Source organism: Robiginitalea rubriflava (assembly GCF_052540725.1).
Genome location: NZ_CP199309.1, coordinates 469,491 through 491,898, shown reverse-complemented (window position 1 = coordinate 491,898; position 22,408 = coordinate 469,491). Strand labels below are relative to the sequence as shown.

At 46.4% G+C, this 22,408-nt stretch carries 20 protein-coding genes; 8 read left to right on the top strand and 12 right to left on the bottom strand.

Features of this window, described 5'->3' with window-relative positions; translation table 11 throughout:
- Positions 1–62: 62 nt before the first annotated feature.
- On the bottom strand, positions 63–332 hold the full coding sequence (rpsO, locus tag ACT6NU_RS02225) for a 30S ribosomal protein S15 (RefSeq protein WP_445382832.1): 270 nt from the start codon (positions 330–332) through the stop codon (positions 63–65).
- Positions 333–500: 168 nt separating this feature from the next.
- Between rpsO and ACT6NU_RS02220 the strand changes: the two genes are divergently transcribed.
- On the top strand, positions 501–1,364 hold the full coding sequence (locus ACT6NU_RS02220) for a hypothetical protein (protein WP_445382831.1): 864 nt from the start codon (positions 501–503) through the stop codon (positions 1,362–1,364).
- Between the two features lie 68 nt (positions 1,365–1,432).
- Here the strand turns inward: ACT6NU_RS02220 and accD are convergent, their stop codons facing one another.
- The 3 genes from accD to tamL are packed head-to-tail and all read right to left on the bottom strand — an operon-like array spanning position 1,433 to position 6,039.
- Positions 1,433–2,293, bottom strand: coding sequence for an acetyl-CoA carboxylase, carboxyltransferase subunit beta (gene accD, locus ACT6NU_RS02215; protein WP_445382830.1), 861 nt, complete (start codon positions 2,291–2,293; stop codon positions 1,433–1,435).
- Positions 2,294–2,328: 35 nt separating this feature from the next.
- Positions 2,329–3,396 carry a class II fructose-bisphosphate aldolase gene (gene fbaA / locus ACT6NU_RS02210; protein WP_445382829.1) on the bottom strand — a complete coding sequence of 356 codons (1,068 nt, stop codon included), beginning with the start codon at positions 3,394–3,396 and terminating at the stop codon, positions 2,329–2,331.
- A 57-nt stretch (positions 3,397–3,453) separates the two neighbouring features.
- Positions 3,454–6,039: a translocation and assembly module lipoprotein TamL gene (tamL, locus tag ACT6NU_RS02205; RefSeq protein WP_445382828.1), complete on the bottom strand. Its 2,586-nt coding sequence runs from the start codon at positions 6,037–6,039 to the stop codon at positions 3,454–3,456.
- A 24-nt stretch (positions 6,040–6,063) separates the two neighbouring features.
- On the opposite strand from tamL, the gene ACT6NU_RS02200 reads away from it, so the two are divergent.
- The gene (locus ACT6NU_RS02200) at positions 6,064–6,798 is read left to right on the top strand and encodes a TrmH family RNA methyltransferase (RefSeq protein ID WP_445382827.1); all 735 of its coding nucleotides are present in this window, start codon (positions 6,064–6,066) and stop codon (positions 6,796–6,798) included.
- Here ACT6NU_RS02200 and porT read toward each other — a convergent pair.
- A complete protein-coding gene (gene porT, locus ACT6NU_RS02195) occupies positions 6,785–7,477 on the bottom strand; it encodes a type IX secretion/gliding motility protein PorT/SprT (RefSeq protein ID WP_445382826.1) in 693 nt (230 codons plus the stop codon). The genes ACT6NU_RS02200 and porT overlap by 14 nt on opposite strands.
- A 4-nt stretch (positions 7,478–7,481) precedes the next feature.
- Entirely contained in the window at positions 7,482–8,210 is a 729-nt protein-coding gene (ubiE, locus tag ACT6NU_RS02190) for a bifunctional demethylmenaquinone methyltransferase/2-methoxy-6-polyprenyl-1,4-benzoquinol methylase UbiE (protein ID WP_445382825.1), read from the bottom strand.
- A 215-nt stretch (positions 8,211–8,425) separates the two neighbouring features.
- Between ubiE and trkA the strand changes: the two genes are divergently transcribed.
- Both trkA and ACT6NU_RS02180 read left to right on the top strand, forming a co-directional pair.
- Positions 8,426–9,775, top strand: a complete 1,350-nt coding sequence (trkA, locus tag ACT6NU_RS02185) for a Trk system potassium transporter TrkA (protein WP_445382824.1) — start codon at positions 8,426–8,428, stop codon at positions 9,773–9,775.
- A 1-nt stretch (position 9,776) separates the two neighbouring features.
- Positions 9,777–11,267: a TrkH family potassium uptake protein gene (locus ACT6NU_RS02180; protein WP_445382823.1), complete on the top strand. Its 1,491-nt coding sequence runs from the start codon at positions 9,777–9,779 to the stop codon at positions 11,265–11,267.
- A 21-nt stretch (positions 11,268–11,288) separates the two neighbouring features.
- Here the strand turns inward: ACT6NU_RS02180 and ACT6NU_RS02175 are convergent, their stop codons facing one another.
- Complete coding sequence (locus ACT6NU_RS02175; RefSeq protein ID WP_445382822.1) at positions 11,289–12,479, bottom strand: pyridoxal phosphate-dependent aminotransferase; 1,191 nt, start codon at positions 12,477–12,479, stop codon at positions 11,289–11,291.
- 13 nt (positions 12,480–12,492) lie between these two features.
- Positions 12,493–13,596 carry a fatty acid desaturase family protein gene (locus ACT6NU_RS02170; RefSeq protein ID WP_445382821.1) on the bottom strand — a complete coding sequence of 368 codons (1,104 nt, stop codon included), beginning with the start codon at positions 13,594–13,596 and terminating at the stop codon, positions 12,493–12,495.
- A gap of 97 nt (positions 13,597–13,693) precedes the next feature.
- Here ACT6NU_RS02170 and rsmG point away from each other — a divergent pair, with 97 nt between their 5' ends.
- Complete coding sequence (gene rsmG / locus ACT6NU_RS02165) at positions 13,694–14,326, top strand: 16S rRNA (guanine(527)-N(7))-methyltransferase RsmG (RefSeq protein ID WP_445382820.1); 633 nt, start codon at positions 13,694–13,696, stop codon at positions 14,324–14,326.
- Between the two features lie 36 nt (positions 14,327–14,362).
- Here the strand turns inward: rsmG and pruA are convergent, their stop codons facing one another.
- The 4 genes from pruA to ACT6NU_RS02145 form a co-directional block, all read right to left on the bottom strand.
- Positions 14,363–15,991: an L-glutamate gamma-semialdehyde dehydrogenase gene (gene pruA, locus ACT6NU_RS02160; protein ID WP_445382819.1), complete on the bottom strand. Its 1,629-nt coding sequence runs from the start codon at positions 15,989–15,991 to the stop codon at positions 14,363–14,365.
- 86 nt (positions 15,992–16,077) lie between these two features.
- Complete coding sequence (gene apaG / locus ACT6NU_RS02155; protein ID WP_445382818.1) at positions 16,078–16,464, bottom strand: Co2+/Mg2+ efflux protein ApaG; 387 nt, start codon at positions 16,462–16,464, stop codon at positions 16,078–16,080.
- 6 nt (positions 16,465–16,470) lie between these two features.
- Positions 16,471–17,613, bottom strand: coding sequence for a DUF3667 domain-containing protein (locus ACT6NU_RS02150; protein ID WP_445382817.1), 1,143 nt, complete (start codon positions 17,611–17,613; stop codon positions 16,471–16,473).
- A gap of 12 nt (positions 17,614–17,625) precedes the next feature.
- On the bottom strand, positions 17,626–18,870 hold the full coding sequence (locus ACT6NU_RS02145) for a type IX secretion system plug protein (protein ID WP_445382816.1): 1,245 nt from the start codon (positions 18,868–18,870) through the stop codon (positions 17,626–17,628).
- Between the two features lie 152 nt (positions 18,871–19,022).
- On the opposite strand from ACT6NU_RS02145, the gene ACT6NU_RS02140 reads away from it, so the two are divergent.
- Genes ACT6NU_RS02140 through ACT6NU_RS02130 form a run of 3 tightly spaced genes read left to right on the top strand, consistent with a single transcriptional unit; the run spans position 19,023 to position 22,407 of the window.
- On the top strand, positions 19,023–20,375 hold the full coding sequence (locus ACT6NU_RS02140) for a Na(+)-translocating NADH-quinone reductase subunit A (RefSeq protein ID WP_445382815.1): 1,353 nt from the start codon (positions 19,023–19,025) through the stop codon (positions 20,373–20,375).
- Between the two features lie 2 nt (positions 20,376–20,377).
- Positions 20,378–21,655, top strand: coding sequence for an NADH:ubiquinone reductase (Na(+)-transporting) subunit B (locus ACT6NU_RS02135; RefSeq protein WP_445382814.1), 1,278 nt, complete (start codon positions 20,378–20,380; stop codon positions 21,653–21,655).
- Positions 21,656–21,657: 2 nt separating this feature from the next.
- Positions 21,658–22,407 carry a Na(+)-translocating NADH-quinone reductase subunit C gene (locus tag ACT6NU_RS02130; RefSeq protein ID WP_445382813.1) on the top strand — a complete coding sequence of 250 codons (750 nt, stop codon included), beginning with the start codon at positions 21,658–21,660 and terminating at the stop codon, positions 22,405–22,407.
- The last annotated feature ends 1 nt before the right edge of the window (position 22,408 follow it).

The following is a 22,408-nucleotide window of genomic DNA, read 5'->3' as shown; positions in this document are numbered from 1 at the left end:
TGTAAAGGAAACGAAAGCGTTTCCCAAAAAAGAACAGGGAAGCCTGGGCTTCCCTGTAATTGTTATTTACGGATATTCAATTCTTTGATAAGCTCGCGATATTTTTCAATATCCTTCTTTTTAAGGTAATCCAGCAGACTACGACGCTTACCTACTAATTTCACCAGGGATCGCTCTGTATTGAAATCCTTCTGGTTGTTCTTAAGGTGTCCTGTCAGGTGATTAATCCTGTGGGTAAAGAGGGCGATCTGCCCTTCCGTTGAACCGGTGTTACCCTCTGATCCGCCGTGTTTCTTAAAGATTTCGGCTTTTACTTCTTTGCTTAAATACATGCCAATATTGTTGTAAATGATTTTTATGTATATGATTGATTTTCAATCAGGCTGCAAAGATAGAAATAATTTTAAAACGCCTGCCGATTATCGAAAATGTTTTTACCGGATTAAACCTTTTGGGCCTGACCACTGTCAAAGAAATGTTAACTATTAAAAAAACAAGTTATGAAAAAGCCTCAATTCAAACAATTCGCAATCGCTGCCCTGCTTATGGGTGGCTTGCTAACCTCCTGTGAAAAAAATCAGGATGAACTCCCAGAACCGGATGCCCAGGACAGCTTTGAAGTAGTTGCCCTGCAGCAAGCCGACGAATCTGAATGGGTTTCCGAAGAAGTCATTAATGTGGCAGAGGAAGTCTATGCAGCCGAAGAATTGGCTGCCAGCGGAAAAGGAACAGCCAAATCCGGTTTTATTCCTGAATGCGTTACCATTACCACGGTTCAAACGGATACTTCCGTGGAAAAAACAATTGACTTTGGAGAAGGATGTGAAACTCCCAATGGGAATTTTATCAGCGGGGCTGTAATCCTTAGCTACTCCAAGGACATGGAACAGGCAACAAAAACGCTGAGCCTCAGCCTTTCCGAATTTACTTTTAACGGGATCGCCGTTGAGGGGGGTGCGCAAATACTGCGGATGCGATCCAACACCAATGGAAACCCTCAATCGGATATCAGTTCTGCGTTTAACGGGACCTGGCCCGACGGGGAAACGGCTTCCTGGGAAGGTAACCGTACCCGGGAATGGATAGAAGGATACGGAAGTGGTTTCTGGGGGGATAATGTATTTTTGATTACCGGATCCCAAACCTTTATCAGCCGTGCCGGGAATACCTATAACCGGACTGTCCTGGAAGCACTGCGCAGGGAACTTTCCTGCAGGTTTATCGTTAGCGGTGTATTGCAGATAAATCGGAATGACCTCAGTGCATCCCTGGATTTTGGCGATGGAAACTGCGATGCCTTCGGAGAACTCACCTATCCTGACGGCACAACGAAAACAGTACCCCTAAGAAGGTTCAGGCCTTAATTTGGAGATTGTTGTACGCGAAAAACCCCGGATTTATCCGGGGTTTTGTTATTAAATAAGTTGTTGTTTTATTGCCTGAGGGGGTTGTTCTGAATCAGATCCAGATAGAGATTGATTTTCTTTTTCAAATCCCTGCGGTGCACGATAAAATCCAAAAAGCCGTGTTCCATAACGAATTCAGAGGTTTGGAACCCGGGAGGTAACTCCTTTCCGGTAGCTTCCTTTACCACGCGCGGGCCGGCAAATCCGATCAGCGCTCCCGGTTCAGCAATATTGATATCTCCCAGCATGGCATATGAGGCTGTGGTACCACCGGTAGTAGGGTCCGTACAAAGCGAGATATAAGGCAGTTTCGCCTCTGCAAGCTGAGCTAGTTTTGCCGATGTTTTGGCCAACTGCATTAAAGACAAAGCAGCTTCCATCATACGGGCTCCCCCGGACTTTGAAATCATGACAAAGGGCAATTGATTCTCAATACTATGGTCTATAGCCCTTGCGATTTTTTCCCCGACTACACTTCCCATAGACCCGCCTATAAAACTAAAGTCCATACAGGCAATCACCACATCTTTGCCCATAGATTTTCCCACGGCAGTGCGAACGGCGTCTTTGAGGCCCGTTTTTTTCTGGGCTGCCTTCAGGCGTTCATTGTATTTCTTGGTATCCTCAAACTTCAGCGGGTCTTTGGCACTCAGGTTAGGATCCAGTTCTTTGAATTTATTATCGTCAAATAATATTTGGAAGTACTCCTTGCTGCCAATTCGGACATGGTAATCATCTTCCGGACTTACGTAGAAATTTTTGGCAAGCTCTTCCGATTCAACGATTTTCCCGGTAGGGGATTTGTACCAAAGGCCCCTGGGGGTGTCTTTCTTTTCCTCCGTGGCAGTTTGAATTCCTTTCTCTTTTCTTTTAAACCAAGACGACATAGAATAGAACTTTTATAGTTTAAATTATATAGTGCCTAAAGCGTGTTTACGTTGTTGAGGTCTTCAAAGGCCTTTTTCAGACGGGCCACAAAGGTCTTTTCCCCTTCCCGCAGCCATACCCTCGGGTCGTAGAATTTTTTATTGGGCTGATCCCCGCCTTCCGGATTCCCGATCTGGGATTGAAGGTAGGCGTTCTTGTCCTGTATATAATCCCGCACACCTTCCAAAAAGGCATATTGCAGGTCCGTGTCGATATTCATTTTGATAACCCCATAACCGATAGCTTCACGGATTTCCTCCAGGGTAGATCCGGATCCCCCGTGAAATACAAAATCGATGTGGTTTTCCTCCACCTGATATTTCTTACTGATATATTCCTGGGAATTCTTCAGTATTTTGGGGGTAAGCTTCACATTTCCGGGTTTATAAACCCCATGGACATTTCCGAAGGCCGCTGCTATGGTAAAGCGGTGGCTCACTTTGGAGAGTTCCTCATAGGCATAGGCCACCTCTTCGGGCTGGGTATACAATTTTGAATCGTCTACATCGGTATTGTCTACACCATCTTCTTCCCCACCTGTAATACCCAGTTCAATTTCCAGGGTCATGTTCATTTTACTCATTCGCGCCAGGTATTCTTTGCAGATTTCAATATTCTCTTCCAGCGGTTCTTCTGAAAGATCGATCATATGCGAACTGAACAGCGATTTTCCGGTAGCGATGAAATGTGCCTCGCTGGCATCCAGCAGCCCGTCTATCCAGGGGAGCAGTTTCTTGGCGCAGTGGTCTGTGTGCAGGATTACCGTGGCACCATAGGCCTCTGCTAACTGATGCACATGCTTGGCACCGGCAATGGCCCCTTGTATGGCAGCCTGCTGTCCCTCGTTGGAAAGTCCCTTTCCTGCATTGAATTGCGCGCCTCCGTTGGAAAACTGTATGATAACCGGCGATTTCAGTGTCGCAGCCGTTTCCAGTACTGAATTAATGGTGTTGGATCCGATGACGTTTACGGCGGGTAATGCAAAATTATTTTTCTTGGCGTAAGCAAATATTTCCTGTACCTGGTCGCCTGTAGCAACTCCTGCTTTTATGGAATGGGCCATATTTCTGGTCTTAGTTAGTAGTTTTAATAATGAGGCAAAAGTAATAAATAATACCCTTTAAAAAGGATAATTAATCCCTATCTGGACTACCGAATTTGCAAAATTGTAATCTCTGAACCATCTTTTGGATGGAATTTCGGCCGGATTATAGGTCTTAAACCCTATATCTGCCCGAAAAACAAAGTAGGTAAAATCATAGCGAAGTCCAAAGCCTGTCCCCAGTCCGATATCGGCCAGGGAACCAAAACCAGTAAAGGTTGCGGCCGGGTCGTCTTCCCGGTCCCAGATGTTCCAGATATTTCCAAGGTCTGCAAAAAGTGCCCCCCTGAAATTCCCAAAAAGCGGAAAACGATACTCAAGGTTCATGGCGATTTTAAAATTTGCTTCATTGAAGTCATTGATATTCTGGCTGCTTCCCGGACCCAAAGAATAAGGAAACCAGGCACGGTTGTCATTGGAGCCTCCTGCAAAATAACTCCTGAGAAACGGGATATCGTCGGCATTTCCGTAGGGAATGGCAATACCGATAAAATAGTGGAATGCCAAAACATCCGTAGCGGACAATTCCCAATGCTTGATATAGTCGAATTCCGTTTTAATATATTGGGAGTAGGGGACACCAAAAACCAGTTTATTCCCGTCTGTACTTTCTTCAAAAGGGATTATGCGGGAGATCGCGGACAATAAATTCCCGGCACTTTCAATTTTCCAGCGAAAACTGTAAAAACTATTGTCGTTGATATCCGTTTTATTATCTCTTGTATACGAGTAATTGGTGGTAAAAATCAGATTGTTTTCCGTTAGGCGGTCCCGCCTTTCTGAAATTCGGGAGACATCTATATAATCAGGATCCGAAGGGGGAATAAGGTTGTTGTCCAGGACGGTGTCAATAAATCCATTTGTGCCTTCAGGGATGGAGAGCCGTAAGGGATCCGCAGGATCTCCGGTTGTGACAAACAGGGTGTCAAGACCCGGAACCGCCTCGTAATTGTCGGCAATGTCATCCAGGCGGCGGTAGGTACTTTGGTACACATTGAAAAAACGGTCCGGGTTTACATTTCTTACGAACTGTACATTAAGCAGTTCTATTTGATGTTTGGAGTGGTCGGTTGGGGACCAGTTATAACCCAGTATGTTATTGAAGGTTTGCTTGTCGAGCCCCAGATTCTTCTGGAAGGTGGTACCCAGGGAAATCCGGGTTTTGGGCAGCATGTAAAAGGGTATCAGCTTCGCAGCGTTGACGCCGGGAAACCATATCCTGGGAAAAGTTAGGTTAATATCCCCTCCAACTTCCGAGAAATAATCTTCAGGCAGGGACTCATCGCTCAGCAAGCCAAAATTTCCACGTGCTGAAAGGCTCAGCGTTTCGGCACCTCCGAATATGTTTCGGGTAATAAGAGCAGCTCCTAATCCGATCCCCAATCGCTGTATATTCGAATGTGTGATATCGAAATCCAGGCTTAGTGAGTTCCTGGGCCGGGCCGCCAGGTAGACATTTGCATCCAGGCGATCGTTTTCCCGGTCCAGCAATTCAATATTCGGATAACGGAAAGTATTCAGATTGCTGATCTGCCGGTAGGTCCGCAGGCGGTCAATATCCCGGTAAACGCTGTCCTTTTGCAGGAAAATGGCATCTGTCAGGGCCTTGGGTTTATACCGTAAGCGATTTTTATAGTAAATCGTATAATTGTTGTATTCAAGGGTTTGCAGGCTATCTGTAGTATCCGTAAAATTATGATCTGCAAAAATGTTAATGTTCCCCATACGGTGTACCCTGTACTCCGTGCCGTTTGCAGCACTGTCTTGCCTGGATCGCAAATTGTCGATATTGAGTTCCACATTCATCTGCTGATCTTCCCGGACCTTAACCGTATCCCGGATAATATCATAGCTGATGGAGCTTTCCTGAAAGTTCCAGATTCCCGAATTACGGAATACAGTAGTTAGCCTCTCACGCTCCCGCGTAAAATTGTCCAGATTAAATTGCTCTCCTTCCTGAACCAGAGAATTATCCCTGTTGAGTTGATATAATGAATCTATGGCTGCAGATGCAATATCCTGGCTTAAACTGTCTATTATGTAGGGGTTTCCCAGATCCAGGATGTAGCGTGTTTCAGCTCGCTTCCTCCCAATGCTATCGATGCTAATACGGCCGGTATTGTTGAAATACCCCTGGGTATTGTAGTAATTGCTCAAACGGCCAAGGGTCTTTTCCACTTTGGAGCTGTCAATGATCACCGGGGCCTCTCCTACATTCTTGAGCCATTCGCTGTACCCCTTTACCAGGAAAGATTCTCCCAGCCTTTCAACCTGTTTGCGAGAAAGCAGCGATTCCAGCCGTTGTTGCCGTTTCTCCTTTTTGCTCAACCAGTCCTGAAATGAAGAATCCGGATCTTTTTTGGCCAGGTTGTAGAGGTGCAATCGAAGCGGGAAGCCCAGAACCCTGCTGTTGGGTTTTTGAATGACCAGGCTGTTTATGGCCGGATCCCCAATCTTTTCCCCATCCGCAAGAATTTCGTAATCGCTTAACAGCAGTTGATCGTCTTCCACGCGTTTAAGCGCATTGCAAGAACAAATACAAATCCCCAGAAATAATAATCCTATTTTAGCGGTGGGTAATACAACTTGCCGTCGGGCTCTCATAGAATCCAAAATTACATTTTTTGAATGGTTGCTAAAAGCGAAATCAAGTTTATAAGAAGCCTGCAGTTAAAAAAGAATCGGCAGCGAGAAGGCCTCTTTGTTGCCGAGGGAATCAAACTCGTTTCAGAGGTATTGCAATCCAAAATCAGGCCATACCGCCTTTTTACTACTGAAAGTGAACTGCTCGAGGGAGATTTTGAGCAGATTTCAGAACTGCAGCTTAAAAAAATGAGCAGTCTGGTCCAACCCAACAAGGTATTGGGGGTGTTCGAAATCCCGGAAGCGAAACCACCGCGTTTCCAGGGCTGGACGGTAGTACTGGATGGGGTTCGCGACCCAGGGAACCTGGGGACGATCATCCGCCTGTGTGATTGGTTTGGCATCCCGGAACTCCTTTGTTCAACCGATACGGTAGATTGCTATAACTCTAAAGTACTGCAGGCAACCATGGGCAGCATTGCCCGTGTCAGCGTATCTTATGGCAGGCTGGATGCTATCCTCAAAGAGATCGATATTCCCATTTTCGGAGCAAGTATGGAGGGGAAGCCCCTGCCTTCGGAAATTTTACCAGATTCTGGAATCCTGGTAATGGGGAGTGAATCACATGGAATTTCCGAAGCGCTTACAAAACGGGTAAATACAATATTATCCATCCCGTCGGCTGCGGGCGGGGCGGCTGAGAGCCTTAATGTGGCTACAGCAACTGCTATTTTTCTGTATGCGGTACAAAACCGCAACCAGAACGCTACTCAAAAGTAAAATTCACAAAAATCCCCCGGGTTCGCATCGCCAGGATATTTCCGGTCCAGGGGCTGGCAGGGTCCCGGTCGGGTACCAGTTCATCCGAAATGGCGAATACCCCCCTGATCGAAGGAGAAAACTTGAAATACTCCAGGTAGAAATCAATGCCAAAGCCCAATTCGTAGTTAAAAACTTGTTTTTTCATTCGAAAAGTACCACTGCTGTTATCATCAAGGGCTGTTTCATTGCTGCCCAGGTTGAGTGCCATCCCTGCGCCCCCTACAATAAAAGGCTTCCAGTTTCCTATCCTTCGGGTGGATGCTTTGAGCAACAGCGGGAAATTGATGTAGGTAGATTTGACCTCCCGCAGGGCATCCGATTCTTCCGTAAAACCGGTAAAGCCCAGAGTACGGGAAGAGTAGAAAAGACCAGGTTCAAACCTCAGATCCAGAAACTCATTTATCCGCATTTCCCCGATCAGGCCAACGTTAAAACCTAACGATTTGTCCACCAGCACGTCTGGCAGGTCATTGCGGTATTCAAATTTAAAATCGTACTGGTTAAAGCCAAGGTAATACCCCCAGTTCAGGAATTTTTTGTCTTCGTTCTCCAGGTTCATGATAGGCTTTTCATTGAATTGCCCCTGGGCAAGCTGGCTTAGGGCAAGCGCGATGAAAAGCAACCGGAACTGTTTCATACCTTTATTTTGTGGCGGTGTATATGGTGGCAACTCCAAAAGTCTGGGGCCTGTGTTTCATACCTATAAACCCTATTTTACCCAAAATATTGTTGAAAGCCTTCCCATGTGGAAAGACAGCTGCAGATTCGGATAAGTAAGAATAGGCAGAAGCCTCTTTTGAAAATAGCTTGCCAAAGGCCGGCAGCAGGTATTTGCTATAGATCCCATAACCCCACTTAAAGGGTTGTTTTTCCGGTACTGAAGTTTCCAGAATGGCTAATATGCCTCCCGGTTTTAGCACCCGGTATATCTCCGAGAGGCCTTTTTCGAGACTTTCAAAATTTCGGACACCAAAAGCTACTGTTATGGCATCGAAGCTGGAGTCCGGGAAGTCCAGGGCCTCGCTGTCTCCCACAACCATTTCAATGGTATTATCGAGATGGCGTTTTTGTATTTTGTGTTCTCCTACCTGCAGCATTCCCCTGGCGATATCCAATCCAACAATCCTGCTGGCGCCGGTTTTGGCCAGTGCGATGGCCAGATCACCTGTCCCGGTGGCTATATCCAGAATGGAATCGGGCTTTTTTGCTCCTACCAGTTTAACGACCCTTTTACGCCAGCGGATGTCAATTCCAAAGGTAATAATACGGTTCAGACCGTCATATTTGCCCGAAATGGTATCAAACATTTGACGCACCTGTTCCTTTTTGCTCAGCTCCGAATCTTTGTAGGGGAGAACCTCCTTGCCCATTGAGTATGAATTTGAGCGCAAAGATACTATAACGGACAGGATTAAACAGGGGTTTTACATTGAGCTTGCTGATAAGAGTATTTGGTGAAGACATGCCCGGGAATTATAAAATTGCGTAATTTTGCTACGTTTTTGGTTCCCATATCCAGACCTGAAAACGGCATGGGGAAAACCTTATAAAGTTTCCCGCCTATCGTAACCCAATTACGTACTGAATGAAGATTATTATTGCAGGAGCAGGGGAAGTTGGCTTTCATCTCGCAAAATTACTTTCATACGAATCACAGGACATCACGCTGATCGACACGAATAAGGAAAGCCTTTCCTATGCGGAAGGACATCTCGATATCCGTGTTCTCAGGGGCGATGCCACCAGTATTTCTGTGTTGACGGAGGCTAAGGTTAGCAGTTCAGACCTGGTAATTGGGGTTACTTCTTCAGAGACTACCAACATTACCCTCTGCATGCTGGCCAAGCAGCTGGGCTCTAAGCGAACCATTGCCAGGATCAGCAATACCGAATTTATAGACCATAAAGACACAATTGAATTCTCCGAGTTGGGCATTGACGAATTGATTTCCCCGGAAGAACTGGCTGCAGTGGAAATTAAGTTATTGTTAAACCAGTCTGCCTTCAACGATACCTATGAGTTTGAACAGGGATTGCTGATAATGGTAGGTGTTTCCCTTCCAAAAGGAGCCCCTTTCATCGGAAAGACAGTGCAGCAGGCTGCCCAGATCTTTCCGGAATTCCATTTTATGCCCATAGCCATGCAGCGCAAAGGGACACAGTTTACGCTCATCCCCAGGGGTGATACTGAGTTTATGGAGGCAGACCAGGTCTACTTTATCACAGATAGGAAAGGGGTAGAGGAGTTGTACAAGCTAACCGGTAAAAAGCGGGAGGAAATTAAAAACGTAATGATTCTCGGGGGGAGCAAGGTTGGAACCAAAGCTGCCCGGGATTTATGCGAAAGCAGGTTCAATGTAAAAATAATTGAAAAGGATAAAAACAAAGCCTTTGAAATTGCAGATCAATTACCCAATGCGCTGGTAATAAACGGGGATTGCCGCAACGTGGAGTTGCTGGAGGAAGAGAGCCTGGAATCTATGGATGCCTTTATTGCGGTTACCGGAAATTCCGAAACCAATATCATGTCCTGTCTGGTGGCTAAGTCCAAGCACATTAAAAAAACAATAGCCCTGGTGGAGAACATGGATTATTTCCAGCTCTCACAGTCCATCGGAATAGATACGCTGATAAATAAAAAACTACTGGCCGCCAATAATATATTCAGGCACATCCGCAAGGGAGAAGTAGTAGCACTTACACGGCTGAATAACCTGAATGCTGAAATCCTCGAATTTGTGGTGAAGGCTACCTCCGAGGTGAATGGAGAATTGATCAGGGAATTGGATTTTCCGAGATCAGCAATTATTGGAGGGGTTATTCGCGATGAGGAGGGCATTATTGCATTGGGGAATTTCAAGATCAGGGAAGGAGACCGCGTAGTGGTTTGTTGCCTGCCATCGGCCATTCCTAAGATTGAAAAATTATTCCTGTAATATGGGACTGAACTCCAGGATTATCTTTCATCTGATGGGGCTGCTGCTGCTCTTCAACGGGGGGTTTATGCTCCTGGCGGCACTGGTAAGCGGAATATACAAAGACGGCGCCACCCTGGGGATTACACTAGCCGCGGTAACCACAATGTTCGTAGGGATCATTGCCATGTTTTTTACCCGTGGCCACAAGAAGGAGGTTAAGCGGAAGGAAGGTTATATCATTGTTACCTTCGGATGGATCATTATGGCGGCTTCGGGCGTATTGCCGTACTTAATTACCGGAGCCATCCCCAATATTACGGATGCTTTCTTCGAAACCATGTCGGGCTATACGACAACCGGCGCTTCCATCCTGAATGATATAGAAGTGATGCCCAAAGGGATTCTGTTCTGGAGGAGCCTCACCCACTGGATAGGGGGGATGGGTATTATTGTGCTGGCGATAGCCATTCTGCCACTGCTGGGGATAGGGGGTATGCAATTATTTGCCGCTGAGGCCCCCGGGCCGGGCGGGGACAAACTACATCCGCGGATAACAGATACCGCTAAAAGGCTTTGGTTTATCTACGTGGGCTATACCCTGGCCGAAACATTGCTGTTAAGGCTGGCAGGAATGTCTTTCTTTGATGCAATAAACCATTCCCTGGCTACCCTTTCCACTGGGGGTTTCTCGACTAAAAATGCCAGTATCGCTTTCTGGAATGACCAGCCGGTGATACAGTATATCATCATTCTGTTTATGTTTTTGGCCGGGACCAACTTCGTACTGAGTTATTTTGCATTTAAGGGCAGGGTTCAGAAAATCTTAAAGGACGAGGAGTTCCGCTATTACTCCTTATTCATTGTCTTACTGACCCTTTTAGCGGCTGTGGTGGTCTATTTTCAGGCCGATGTTGCCGTGTCTGCATACCACCCTCAGGTGCTTGGGGATATGGAGAGTTCCTTCAGGCATGCCCTCTTTCAGATTATCGCCGTAGTTACGACAACCGGATTTGTAACCGCTGATTTTACTGCCTGGACCCCTTTTCTAACCGTCTGTTTTTTCGGTTTGATGTTTGCCGGGGGCTCGGCAGGTTCTACAGCCGGGGGGATTAAGATCATGAGGCACATCCTGATCATCAAAAACGGCTTGCTGGAGTTTAAACGCACCCTGCATCCAAGCGCTATTATCCCTGTGCGTTACAATGATAAAACGGTTACAGAACACATTGTTTACAACATCATTGCCTTTTTCGTGCTCTACATGCTGCTCTTTATAATCGGGGCTCTGGTACTTGGGTTTCTGGGTCTGGATTTTGTTACGGCTATAGGAGGGGCTGCCTCTTCCCTAGGTAACGTGGGCCCGGCTTTTGGAACCCTTAGCCCGCTAAACAACTTCAGCGGTCTTCCGGCTCTGGGAAAATGGTGGTGCGGGTTTCTGATGCTGGCTGGCCGGCTGGAATTATTTACAGTGCTGATACTGATTACCCCTTACTTCTGGAAACGCACCTGAGGCCTTTTGATTATTCTGGCTTCAGGAACTTACCGCTTCGCGGATGCGCGCTATGGCTTCACGAATTTCGGCTTCTGAAGCCGCATAGGAAATACGTATGCAATTCGGATTGCCGAAGGCTTCACCGGTTACGGTCGCCACATTGGCTTCTTCCAATAGATACAGGGCAAAATCGGATGCATTCGTAATGGTTTTGCCCCTGAGCGTCTTCCCAAAGAAATTTGAGATATCCGGAAATACGTAAAATGCTCCTTCGGGTACATTTACCTGAAATCCCTCTATTTCCCTGAGTAATTCCAGGATAATATCCCTCCTCTTGTGGAATTCATCAATCATAAAGCGGATCTTTTCAACCGGGGCTTGCAGGGCAGCTATAGTAGCCCGCTGTCCAATGGCATTGGCCCCGCTGGTAATCTGCCCCTGAAATTTGGTACAGGCCTTGGCGATCCAGCTGGCTGCTCCAATATAGCCAATACGCCACCCGGTCATCGCAAAGGCTTTGGAAACCCCGTTTACCGTAATGGTTCGCTCATACATCCCGGGGATACCTGCAATGCTCACATGCCCTTCCCTGAAATTAATATGCTCGTAAATCTCATCTGATACGATGAAAATATCCGGGAATTCGCGCAGTACGTCAGCCAGGCCCTCCAGTTCTTTTTTACTGTAAACCGAACCGCTGGGGTTGCAGGGGGAGCTGAACCAAAGCATTTTGGTTTTAGGGCCGATGGCCTTCCGCAGTTGTTCGGGTGTCATTTTAAAATCCGTCTCAATACTGGTAGGTACTTCAACCGGTACTCCTTCGGCCAGCTTTACAATGTCACTGTAACTTACCCAGTAGGGTGCCGGTAAAATCACCTCATCCCCTTTGTTGAGCATTACCATGGCAACATTGGCCAGGGATTGTTTCGCCCCGGTTGAGACCACAATTTGATCCAGCCCGTACTGCAGACCATTGTCCCTGCTGAATTTCTTTGATATCGCTTCCTTTAAATCCCCATAACCATCAACAGGGGAATAACTGCTATAATTCTCATCTACAGCTTTTTTGGCAGCTTCTTTTATAAAATCAGGAATATTAAAATCAGGTTCCCCAAGGCTAAGGCCGATAATGTCTTTGCCGGCCTGCCTGAGTTCTCTGGCTTTTGCAGCCATAGCCAGGGTGGCCGAAGTAGACATGTTGTTTATTCGGTCAGACAAATAGTGCTTCATAGGAGTGGAGGCGTTACTGTAATTGCAGGCTGGGTTCTTTCCCCAGCTCCTTCAAATGTTTAAAATGCGAAATTATAGCTTTCCGGGTAGTTTTATACTCATTGTAGGGCAAATTAAACTCCTTTGCCGTTTGTTTCACAATTTTGGAGATTTTTGTGTAGTGAATATGAGAAATATTCGGAAAGATATGATGTTCTACCTGATGGTTCAGCCCACCTGTAAACCAGTTAACGATCCTGTTTTTCGTCCCGAAATTCACAGTGGTAAGTAACTGGTGTATTGCCCAGGTATTTTTCATACTTCCATCCTCCTGGGGCAGGGGGGTCTCGGCATGGTCCACCACATGGGCTAACTGAAAGACAACCGAGAGGATCACCCCGGCAACATAGTGCATAATAAAGAAGCCCAACAAGACTTTCCACCATGCAATATCGAGCACCAGCATGGGGATGACAATCCAGATGGTTATATAGATAAGCTTCGTAATCAGCAGTACGCTCCAGTTTACAACCGGGTTGGGGAATTTCCCATAAGCCAGTTTTCGCTTGGTATAACGGTACATCTGCATAAAATCTGTGGTAATGGCCCAGTTAAAAGTGAGCAGGCCATATAGCAATACGGAATAGTAATGCTGGAATTTGTGGAAGCGATGCCATTTGGCGTGTTTTGAAAAACGAAGTATCCTTCCGGCTTCCAGGTCTTCATCGTGATTGTGAATATTGGTATAGGTATGGTGCAGGACATTGTGCTGCACCTGCCAGTTATAAACATTTCCCGCCAGGATATAAATGGAACTTCCCATGAGTTTGTTGACCCACTTTTTGGACGAATAGGAGCCGTGGTTTCCGTCGTGCATCACATTCATTCCAACACCTGCCATGCCTACCCCCATTAGCATGGTAAGCATCAGATTCGCCCAGTTGGGCATATTCAGGGTGAGGATCAGAAAGTATGGGGCAAGGAAAAGCGCAAACATAACTGCAGTCTTCGCATACAGTTTCCAGTTGCCTGTTTTTTTGAGTTTATTTTCTTTGAAATAGGTATTTACCCGTTTATTCAGGGTTCTGAAAAATTGGGCGGAGTCGGTTCGTGAAAACCGGATAGTTTTGGATTGCATATTGTAAACGTACTGATTATAAAGTAATAACGATTTATTTTCGACTTTAATACCTGAACTAAAATAGTATTTTTGCCGCTAAAGGACAAAGATACGCATGACAGCCCAAACAGTATTCCAATATTTTCCCAATTTATCCGATACCCAAAAAGCCCGCTTTGAAGCTCTGGCTGCATTATATCAGGATTGGAATGCAAAAATAAATGTGGTTTCCCGCAAGGATATCGATGAACTCTACCTGCGCCACGTACTGCATTCCCTTGGAATTGCCAGGGTCATGCGTTTTGAGCCGGGGGCTGCCGTACTGGATGTAGGCACGGGCGGGGGTTTTCCCGGAATCCCCCTGGCCATCCTCTTTCCGCAAACCCATTTTACCCTTGTGGATGCCATCGGAAAAAAAATCCGCGTGGTGGAGGAGGTCATTTCCGGCTTGGGTCTCGAAAATGCAAAAGCCCGGCAAATAAGGGTGGAGCAGCTAGATGATCAATTCGACTTTATTGTGAGCCGCGCCGTGGCGGCTATGCCCACCTTTGTCCGTTGGACTGAGGGTAAAATCAAGGCAAAATCGGTGCATTCGGTGCCCAATGGAATCCTTTACCTCAAGGGAGGTGACCTCAGTGAGGAATTATCAGGCTTCCCTCAGGCAGAGGTTACGGAATTGAGTCGCTTCTTCAAGGAGCCCTTTTTTGAAACCAAAAAAGTAGTTTACCTCCCACAAGCATCCCTATAAATAAAAAGCCCCGGAATTTCCGGGGCTTTTTTTAGCTTATCCTAAAAACGGATACCGGTAATCTTCGGGGCTCACAAAAGTTTCTTTGATCAGCCTCGGAGACACCCAGCGCATCAGGTTCTGGGCAGAGCCAGCTTTGTCATTTGTTCCCGAAGCCCGGGCTCCTCCAAAGGGTTGTTGTCCTACAACCGCCCCGGTGGGCTTGTCATTGATATAGAAGTTACCCGCACAATTTTCAAGTACCCGTGTGGCCTCTTCAATGGCGTAGCGGTCCCTGGAAATAACAGCCCCAGTGAGGGCGTAAATAGAGGTTTGGTCTATCAGCTCCAGGGTGCTGCTCCAGTTCTTGTCTTCATAGACATAAACGGTAACCACTGGCCCGAATAATTCGGTTTCCATGGTTTCGTAATGCGGATCGGTAGTGAGAATTACCGTTGGGTCCACAAAATATCCCTTGCTCTTGTCGTATGACCCCCCTGCAATTATTTCGGCATTGGGATGTTCCTTGGCCCGGTCTATATACGAGGCCAGTTTGTCAAAAGAACCTTCGTGTATTACAGCGGTTACAAAATGGGTCATATCCTCTGGAGAACCTGGTTTTTTAAGGGACTCGATGTCTTTTTTGACCAATTTCAGAATCGCTTCAGCCGTAGATTTGGGAAGATAAACTCTGGATGCAGCGCTGCACTTCTGGCCCTGGAATTCAAAGGCTCCCCTGGTGATAGCAGTTGCTACCTGCTGGGGAACGGCAGAAGGATGGGCAATAATAAAGTCCTTTCCGCCAGTTTCTCCAACTATGCGCGGATAGGTTTTATAGTTGTGGATATTATTTCCTATTTGTTTCCAGAGCGACTGGAAAATCTGAGTCGAACCTGTAAAATGCAGGCCGGAAAAATCGGGGTGTGAAAGCAGCGTATTGGTAATCATAACGGGATCCCCAAAAACCACATTAATTACGCCATCCGGCAGGCCAGCCTCCCGGAATACCTCGATAATTACCTGGGCTGAGAAAATCTGATGGTCGCTGGGTTTCCAGACTACAACATTTCCCATCATGGCAGCACTGGCCGGCAGATTTCCGGCGATGGCTGTAAAATTAAAAGGGGTAATAGCGTATACAAAGCCTTCCAGCGGCCTGTATTCAACCCGGTTCCAGATGCCTTCGGCAGATTCAGGCTGCTCCTGGTATATCTGGGACATGAATTCCACATTAAAGCGCAGGAAATCTATCAGTTCACAGGCTGCATCAATCTCGGCCTGGTGAATGGTTTTGGATTGCGCGATCATGGTGGCTGCATTGATTTTTGCCCGGTAAGGCCCTGCAATCAGGTCGGCTGCTCTGAGAAAAATGGCGGCCCGCTGCTCCCAGGAAAGTGCTGCCCATTTTTTGCGGGCTTCCAGGGCTGTGGAGACGGCCTGATCTACTTCTTTCTGGGAGGCCAGGTGATATTGCCCTACCTGGTGCTGGTGATCGTGTGGAGGTGCAATTTTTCTGGTCTGGTTGGTGCGGATTTCTTTCCCATCTATATACATGGGGATATCTGCATTTCCGTTGAAGTATTCCTTGTATTGTTTCAGTACAGCTTCCCGTTCGGGAGAACCCGGAGCATACTCTTTAACCGGTTCGTTTATCGCCGTTGGGACCTGAAAAAATCCTTTACCCATAATGCGTTTTTTTCTTTGATTAAAAATTCCATCAAAGGTACGAAAAGGGAGTTCCTTTTAAAAGGAAAAGAAGTTTAAAAGCCAGATTAATTCAGGGCAAAGGGCGCACTGAATTTAAAAGTGGGGACGTAAACCCTGAATTTCTCAGTGGAAGAAAAGTTCACCATGTTGTAATGCCCTTTCATTGCCCCTATGGGAGAAGCGAGCAGGCAACCTGAACTGTAGGTGTGAGACTCTCCGGGTTTGATAACCGGTTTTTTCCCAATGACCCCTTCCCCGTCCAGGACCTCAAAATCATTCAGGGAATCGAATATTTTCCAGTGTCGGGAGGTGAGCTGCACCGAGTCTTTGCTCTGGTTTTCAATGGTAATGGTATAGCCGAAAGCAAAGTGCATTTTGTAGTTCTTGAAGAAAGTCCCTTCAAAACTGGTATCTACCGATATTTTAATCCCTTTGGTTACCTGTGTGATCATTTGCTGCTAATAGGTAATGGCACTGCCCACAAAAAATGCTACCCCGGCCATCAAGGCTAAAATAAAAAAAATTGTGTTCAGTATGAGAAACTTTATGATAGTTTTAAAACGACCCTGTTTATAAAAATTCCGCATGGCTTTATACAGGTAAAATCCAAAAACAAGCAGGAAGATCCCCGAGCTGTCAATCTTCAGTAAGAGGTCGATTAAAAAACTAATAATGAGCAAGATAAATAATAGCGACTGATTGTGGAAACTAAAAATAAGATTATCGGTGTAGGTGTAGTTTTTTCTGATATACACCCCCCAGACAAAGACGGTAAACAGGGGAAGGAAGAAAAAAGTTGCAAAGGGAAGCTTCGTCATAAAGTCAGACAAAAATGATCCTGGCCTTTGCAGGGCGCGTTGTACACTTTTGGCCATATCAAAGGCAACACGGTTTTCGTTCTTGTCATCCAACTTGTATTTCTTCGCGGCATCATCGTAGCTAAAGAGGGTGTCTTCATGAATCAGTTTGAAAAAAAGGTTGCTTTTTCCAATAAACCGTTCTGTAAAACCCTTTCCTGATAAACCGCTGAGGTACCCCTTAGGGTCTGCGATCATGGCAGAGTCTTTTTTGCGTTGTGCCTCAACAATAGAATTGGCCAGTTTCTTGGAATCAATCTTTCCTTCCGTCTCGAGGGAATCCATTACTTGTTGAGCGGCATCGGAGAACTGATCTGTGCCTAAACCCCAGGAGAATTCGCTGTCCGGGTCGGAGCTGATTTTACTGTCCAGGTTCACATTGTCCAGATCCCCCAGGTTACCGGCAAATCCGAGTAACAAAAAATAAACAAATGCCAGGCTGAGCAGAAAGCGAAAAGGGTTGGAATAGGATACCCGTTTGCCGGCTATGTAATCCAGCGAAATACGCCCCGGGCGGGTCAATAGCGAAACCAGGGACTTCCAGAGCCGTGAATCATAATCGATCAGGCTGGAGAGAAATTCGTCCAGGAAGTCCTTTATTGTTAATTTCTTGGTACTGTTGGCCTGGGAACAGTTCGGGCAATACTTGTCACTCATGTCCAGGGGATGGCCACAATTAAGACACTCCGTACCCCTGAAACGCAGTTGGTAACGACCCGCGGTTTTGGCTGGTTTGGTCTCCATTGGAGAGATGGATTAGTTGCTGATGTTCCTGGAATTGGTACTCCCGATTCCGATAACGCTGTCGTAAATATCCCCAAAATTCCGGTAATAAACCAAAATGGTGTAGGTGTTTTCCGTGAAATGGAAATTCCCGCAAACTTCATTGAGGGCTACAGGGCCATCTTCCCCTGCGATAACGTATTTAAAATTGTAAAAACCCTGTTTCAGCAGCAGGGCGGCTTCCATATATCCCGTATCCGGATTGTATTCCATCCTATTGAGGTCTTCCAGGGCATAATTGTTGTATTTTCCAAAAATGTAGACCTGATCAAAACCGATTTCATCGGTATAGGGCAGGCTGAAATGCACCCAGGTATACTCCGCTTCCCGGGAGGGATCCCGACCCTGGAGGGTTCTAATTACAAAATCCCCGTTGATATCCGGAAAATAAGTGTACTCCTGGTTGAAGCGCCAGCGGTTGGGAAAGAGATAGTGGTGGTAAAGGTCTTCAAATCCGATGCTGGAAATGGCGGCCGTGGGGGCCCTCAGATCGCTGCTGTCAAAGTTCAGGTATTCGTTACCGCCGAAAAAGGCTGTTTCTTTGTCGTACTTGTATACCAGTTCACTCCCTATGGTAAACTGAGGGGGGATGTTGTACCGGGTTGTGGGCCAGTGATAATTTTGCAGGATGGCAATTTTAACCTCTTTCTTGGGGTTGATTAGCTGAATGCCTGCGGGAATCACGCTGAACTGAACCGACTGCTTTTCCATCAGGTACTCGAAATCCCTTGAGCGACGGACAATGGCGGGAACTTTTACCTGGTCCTGATATACCACAAAGCGCCTTGAAAACTGTAAGACGTTATTGGCATTGTAGATTTCCAGGATATAATTCCCGCTGACCCTGAGGCTTACCTGATTATTAGGGATCGTGAGCTGATAATTGGAGTAGGGCTGCAGGGTAGTGTAGCTGTTTTCGTAGTTGATAATCCTTTGGTTGTCTACTCCTCTCAAATACTGTGATTTGAGTAGCTGTGAGGGTTGCCAGTCATAGTCGCAATGCAGCAGGCGGTAATAGTAATCCTGTTCACTGGCCGATAAATCGTCAAATTCAAGGTATATGGATTCCCCCAATTGGACAATGGGGAACTGGTCCTCAGTGGGGCCTCTGAAAATGATGCTTTTGATGTTTTCGGGTGGATCAACTTCCAGCTGTACCTGAGCCAATGAAGTCAGGCTGCAGAACAGCAGTAAAAAATGTTTAAGATCTGGGCGCATTAAAAGCCTTTTTTCGGGTTAAAGGTAAACAAAAACCATGCCCCTGAAATTCCGACCGGTATAAAGCCTAAAAAAAGGGTTAATAATTATGAAAACGTTGTTAGATGTGCTATTTTTGGGCGGTATTTTTATAACCTAAGGTCTACGATAATATGTCAACTGACATCCGAATAAAAAAAGGATTGAACATCAATCTTGTCGGTGCTGCAGAACCTTCTACTTCCAAAGCTGTTTCCAGCAATGTTTATGCCATTAACATGGACGATTTTCACGGGATCACCCCGAAAATGTTGCTCAAGGAAGGTGGAGAAGTAAAGGCAGGTGAAGCACTTTTTTACAGCAAGGATAACGAAGAAATGCTTTTTGCCTCCCCGGTAAGCGGTGAGCTGATCGAAATAGAACGGGGTGCGCGAAGGCGGATATTAAATGTGAAAATCCTGGCAGACAAGGAGCAGAAATATCTGGAACACAAGCCACTTGATATTCAGAAAGCCGATGATGCAAGCATTCGCGAATACCTGTTAAAGACGGGATGCTGGCCTTTTATCAAGCAACGGCCTTATGATCGCATAGCAGATCCGAAAGCAACTCCAAAGGCTATTTTTGTTTCGGCATATGTTACGGCTCCCCTTGCAGCTGACATCAATTACAGCCTGAAAGGAAAAGAAAAAGAATTACAGGCGGCCATAACGGCCCTCGGGAAACTCAGCCCGGGAAGTTTTCACGTGAGTATGGGCAAAGGAGAAGATTCTCCGTTTTCAGGATTACAGGGTATTGTGGAGCATCGCGTAAGCGGGCCGCACCCTGCAGGTTTGGTCGGGACCCAGATCAATAAGATTGACCCTATCAACAAGGGGGAGGTTGTATGGACGCTGAGCCCGCAAGATCTGGTACTGATAGGGGAAACCTTACTGAGCGGAAAATATAATGCAGAGCGTATTGTCGCCCTGGCAGGTTCCTGCGTGAAGTCTCCTCAGTATTACAAAACAAAAATAGGAGCTGAAATTTCCACCTTCCTTTATGCCAGTGGGGTAAGCAATGAGCATTTCAGGCTGATCAACGGGGACGTGCTTACTGGCCGTAAGACCCGCCCGGAAGGACACCTTGGGTATTACAACAATACCGTTACTGCAATCCCGGAAGGGGATGATTATGAGTTCTTCGGATGGAATAAACCCGTCTTTGACAAGATTTCCACCACTCGTGCCCTTACATTCTCATGGCTGCAGCCCAAAAAGAAATACGACCTGACTACCAATACCAACGGGGAACACCGCGCCTTTGTGGTTACCGGGACATATGAGGAGGTCTTTCCTCTGGATATTTACCCGATGCAATTGCTGAAGGCCTGCATGGTTAAAGACCTGGACGAAATGGAGCAGTTGGGGTTATACGAAGTGATTCCTGAGGATTTTTCCCTCACTGAATTCATATGCATATCCAAACAACCTCACCAGCAAATAATCCGTGAAGGATTGGATTTACTTTATAAAGAAATAGGATAAATATGAGCGATAAGAGACTTACGTTTAAAAAACGCCTGCACATTATCAAGCATCGACTGAGGGGTAAAAAAGTAGCCCCCGCATTCAATGCTTTCCATACGTTTTTGTTTACCCCCGATGAAACAACTCATTCAGGGTCGCATATCCGTGGGGCAGACGATTTGAAACGAACAATGAACACGGTAATTATGGCACTTTTGCCGGTGCTGTTATTTTCTTTTTTCAACACCGGTTACCAGCATTATGCAGCCATAGACGCAGCTAATGGAATGCCAAGGGAACTGGCGCTATGGGAAAATTTCCTTACCTGGGAGAATTTCTGGTTGGGTTTCACACAGGTGATGCCCCTGGTTATTATATCCTACGGAGTCGGGCTTTTGGTTGAATTTATCTTTGCGGTGATCAAGGGTCATGAAGTGGAGGAAGGCTACCTGGTTACAGGGATGTTGGTTCCGCTTATTGTACCGGTTGATACACCACTATGGATGCTGGCCGTTGCCGTGGTATTCGGAGTGGTAATAGGAAAAGAAGTATTCGGCGGTACTGGAATGAATATTCTGAACCCTGCCCTTACCATACGGGCCTTTTTGTTCTTCGCCTATCCTACCTGGATGAGTGGGGATAAGGTCTGGGTACACCAGGCCGTAGAGCGGGCGGGCACCCCGGATGCAATTTCAGGTGAAACTATTCTGGGTTACCTGGCACAAAACAGCAGTTATGACTACAGCGTGTCTGATATGTTCTTTGGCTTTATCCCGGGTTCTGTGGGAGAGACGTCGGCTTTTTTGATTTTGCTGGGCGGTTTGTTCCTGATTTTCAGCAAAATTGCCAGCTGGCGGATTATGGTTAGCGCTGTTTTGGGCGCTCTGGTCATGGGACTGATCTTCAATGGTGTTGTAGACCAGGGATGGATAACAGAGACCAGCCGGTTTTACGGATTAATGAGTTTTGAATTCTGGAAGCACCTCATTGTGGGTGGATTGGCGTTCGGAATTGTATATATGGCAACAGACCCGGTGACCGGATCTCAGACCAACCGCGGGAAATGGATTTATGGATTTTTGATCGGATTTATTTCGGTAATGATCCGGGTTTTCAACCCTGCCTATCCGGAAGGGGTATTCCTGGCCATTCTCCTGATGAACGTCTTTGCACCAACCATTGATCATTACGTGATTCGGGCAAACGTTAAAAAACGACTGAAACGATTAAAAACGGCCACCATCCTGCCAAAAACCACGGATGGTAAGGCTCAGGAACTTAAAGCAGAAACAGTTTAATTATGGCGGTTAATACAGACAAAAATGTCTACACAGTAGTATTTGCAGGCCTGATGGTTGTAGTTGTAGGTTCATTGCTGGCGTACCTGGCATCTGCCCTTAAGGGCAGAATACAGGAAAACGAGCGCTTTGAAAAGCAGCAGAACATCCTTTATGCCATGGGCGTGAACGAGAATGTCGATGAAGGTTCCGTAAATTTTGTCCCTACAGATAGGGTTGAAGAGACCTTCGGACAGTACATCAAGGAGCAAATGGTCATCAGCGGGGATCAGATCACCCAGAACGATGAAGCCTACCTGATCGATATGAAAAAACAGGTTGCTGCCGCCAAGGCAGGTGAAACTCCACAACTCCCCTTGTTTATAGGAGAAAAAGACGGGGAAACCTTTTATATCATTCCGATGTACGGAAAGGGCCTCTGGGATGCTATCTGGGGATTTATTGCCCTGGATGACGAAATGGTGGTACAGGGGGTTTATTTTGACCATAAAGGGGAAACACCCGGCCTAGGAGCCAATATAAAAATGCGATATTTTATGGATGACTTCAAGGGAGAATCCATTCTGGATGGAACGCGCTATGCAGGCATCAATGTGGCCAAAGGAAACAACGACCCGATAAATGAAGATAAGACAGACAATGAAGTGGACGCCCTTGCCGGGGCAACCATTACCGGTAACGGGGTTTCCGCAATGATCTCCCAAAGCGTCAACCTGTATAAGGATTATTTAGAAACCATTAGAACACAATAAT

Excerpts from the sequence above, each read along its gene's own strand:
- ACT6NU_RS02170 (WP_445382821.1), bottom strand. The coding sequence starts at position 13,596 with ATGCAATCCAAAACTATCCGGTTTTCACGAACCGACTCCGCCCAATTT.
- ACT6NU_RS02140 (WP_445382815.1), top strand. The coding sequence starts at position 19,023 with ATGTCAACTGACATCCGAATAAAAAAAGGATTGAACATCAATCTTGTC.
- ACT6NU_RS02175 (WP_445382822.1), bottom strand. The coding sequence starts at position 12,479 with ATGAAGCACTATTTGTCTGACCGAATAAACAACATGTCTACTTCGGCC.
- pruA (WP_445382819.1), bottom strand. The coding sequence starts at position 15,991 with ATGGGTAAAGGATTTTTTCAGGTCCCAACGGCGATAAACGAACCGGTT.
- ACT6NU_RS02135 (WP_445382814.1), top strand. The coding sequence starts at position 20,378 with ATGAGCGATAAGAGACTTACGTTTAAAAAACGCCTGCACATTATCAAG.
- ACT6NU_RS02150 (WP_445382817.1), bottom strand. The coding sequence starts at position 17,613 with ATGGAGACCAAACCAGCCAAAACCGCGGGTCGTTACCAACTGCGTTTC.
- ACT6NU_RS02200 (WP_445382827.1), top strand. The coding sequence starts at position 6,064 with ATGGTTGCTAAAAGCGAAATCAAGTTTATAAGAAGCCTGCAGTTAAAA.
- tamL (WP_445382828.1), bottom strand. The coding sequence starts at position 6,039 with ATGAGAGCCCGACGGCAAGTTGTATTACCCACCGCTAAAATAGGATTA.
- apaG (WP_445382818.1), bottom strand. The coding sequence starts at position 16,464 with ATGATCACACAGGTAACCAAAGGGATTAAAATATCGGTAGATACCAGT.
- trkA (WP_445382824.1), top strand. The coding sequence starts at position 8,426 with ATGAAGATTATTATTGCAGGAGCAGGGGAAGTTGGCTTTCATCTCGCA.
- ACT6NU_RS02180 (WP_445382823.1), top strand. The coding sequence starts at position 9,777 with ATGGGACTGAACTCCAGGATTATCTTTCATCTGATGGGGCTGCTGCTG.
- ACT6NU_RS02145 (WP_445382816.1), bottom strand. The coding sequence starts at position 18,870 with ATGCGCCCAGATCTTAAACATTTTTTACTGCTGTTCTGCAGCCTGACT.
- ACT6NU_RS02130 (WP_445382813.1), top strand. The coding sequence starts at position 21,658 with ATGGCGGTTAATACAGACAAAAATGTCTACACAGTAGTATTTGCAGGC.
- fbaA (WP_445382829.1), bottom strand. The coding sequence starts at position 3,396 with ATGGCCCATTCCATAAAAGCAGGAGTTGCTACAGGCGACCAGGTACAG.
- rsmG (WP_445382820.1), top strand. The coding sequence starts at position 13,694 with ATGACAGCCCAAACAGTATTCCAATATTTTCCCAATTTATCCGATACC.
- accD (WP_445382830.1), bottom strand. The coding sequence starts at position 2,293 with ATGTCGTCTTGGTTTAAAAGAAAAGAGAAAGGAATTCAAACTGCCACG.
- rpsO (WP_445382832.1), bottom strand. The coding sequence starts at position 332 with ATGTATTTAAGCAAAGAAGTAAAAGCCGAAATCTTTAAGAAACACGGC.
- ubiE (WP_445382825.1), bottom strand. The coding sequence starts at position 8,210 with ATGGGCAAGGAGGTTCTCCCCTACAAAGATTCGGAGCTGAGCAAAAAG.
- porT (WP_445382826.1), bottom strand. The coding sequence starts at position 7,477 with ATGAAACAGTTCCGGTTGCTTTTCATCGCGCTTGCCCTAAGCCAGCTT.
- ACT6NU_RS02220 (WP_445382831.1), top strand. The coding sequence starts at position 501 with ATGAAAAAGCCTCAATTCAAACAATTCGCAATCGCTGCCCTGCTTATG.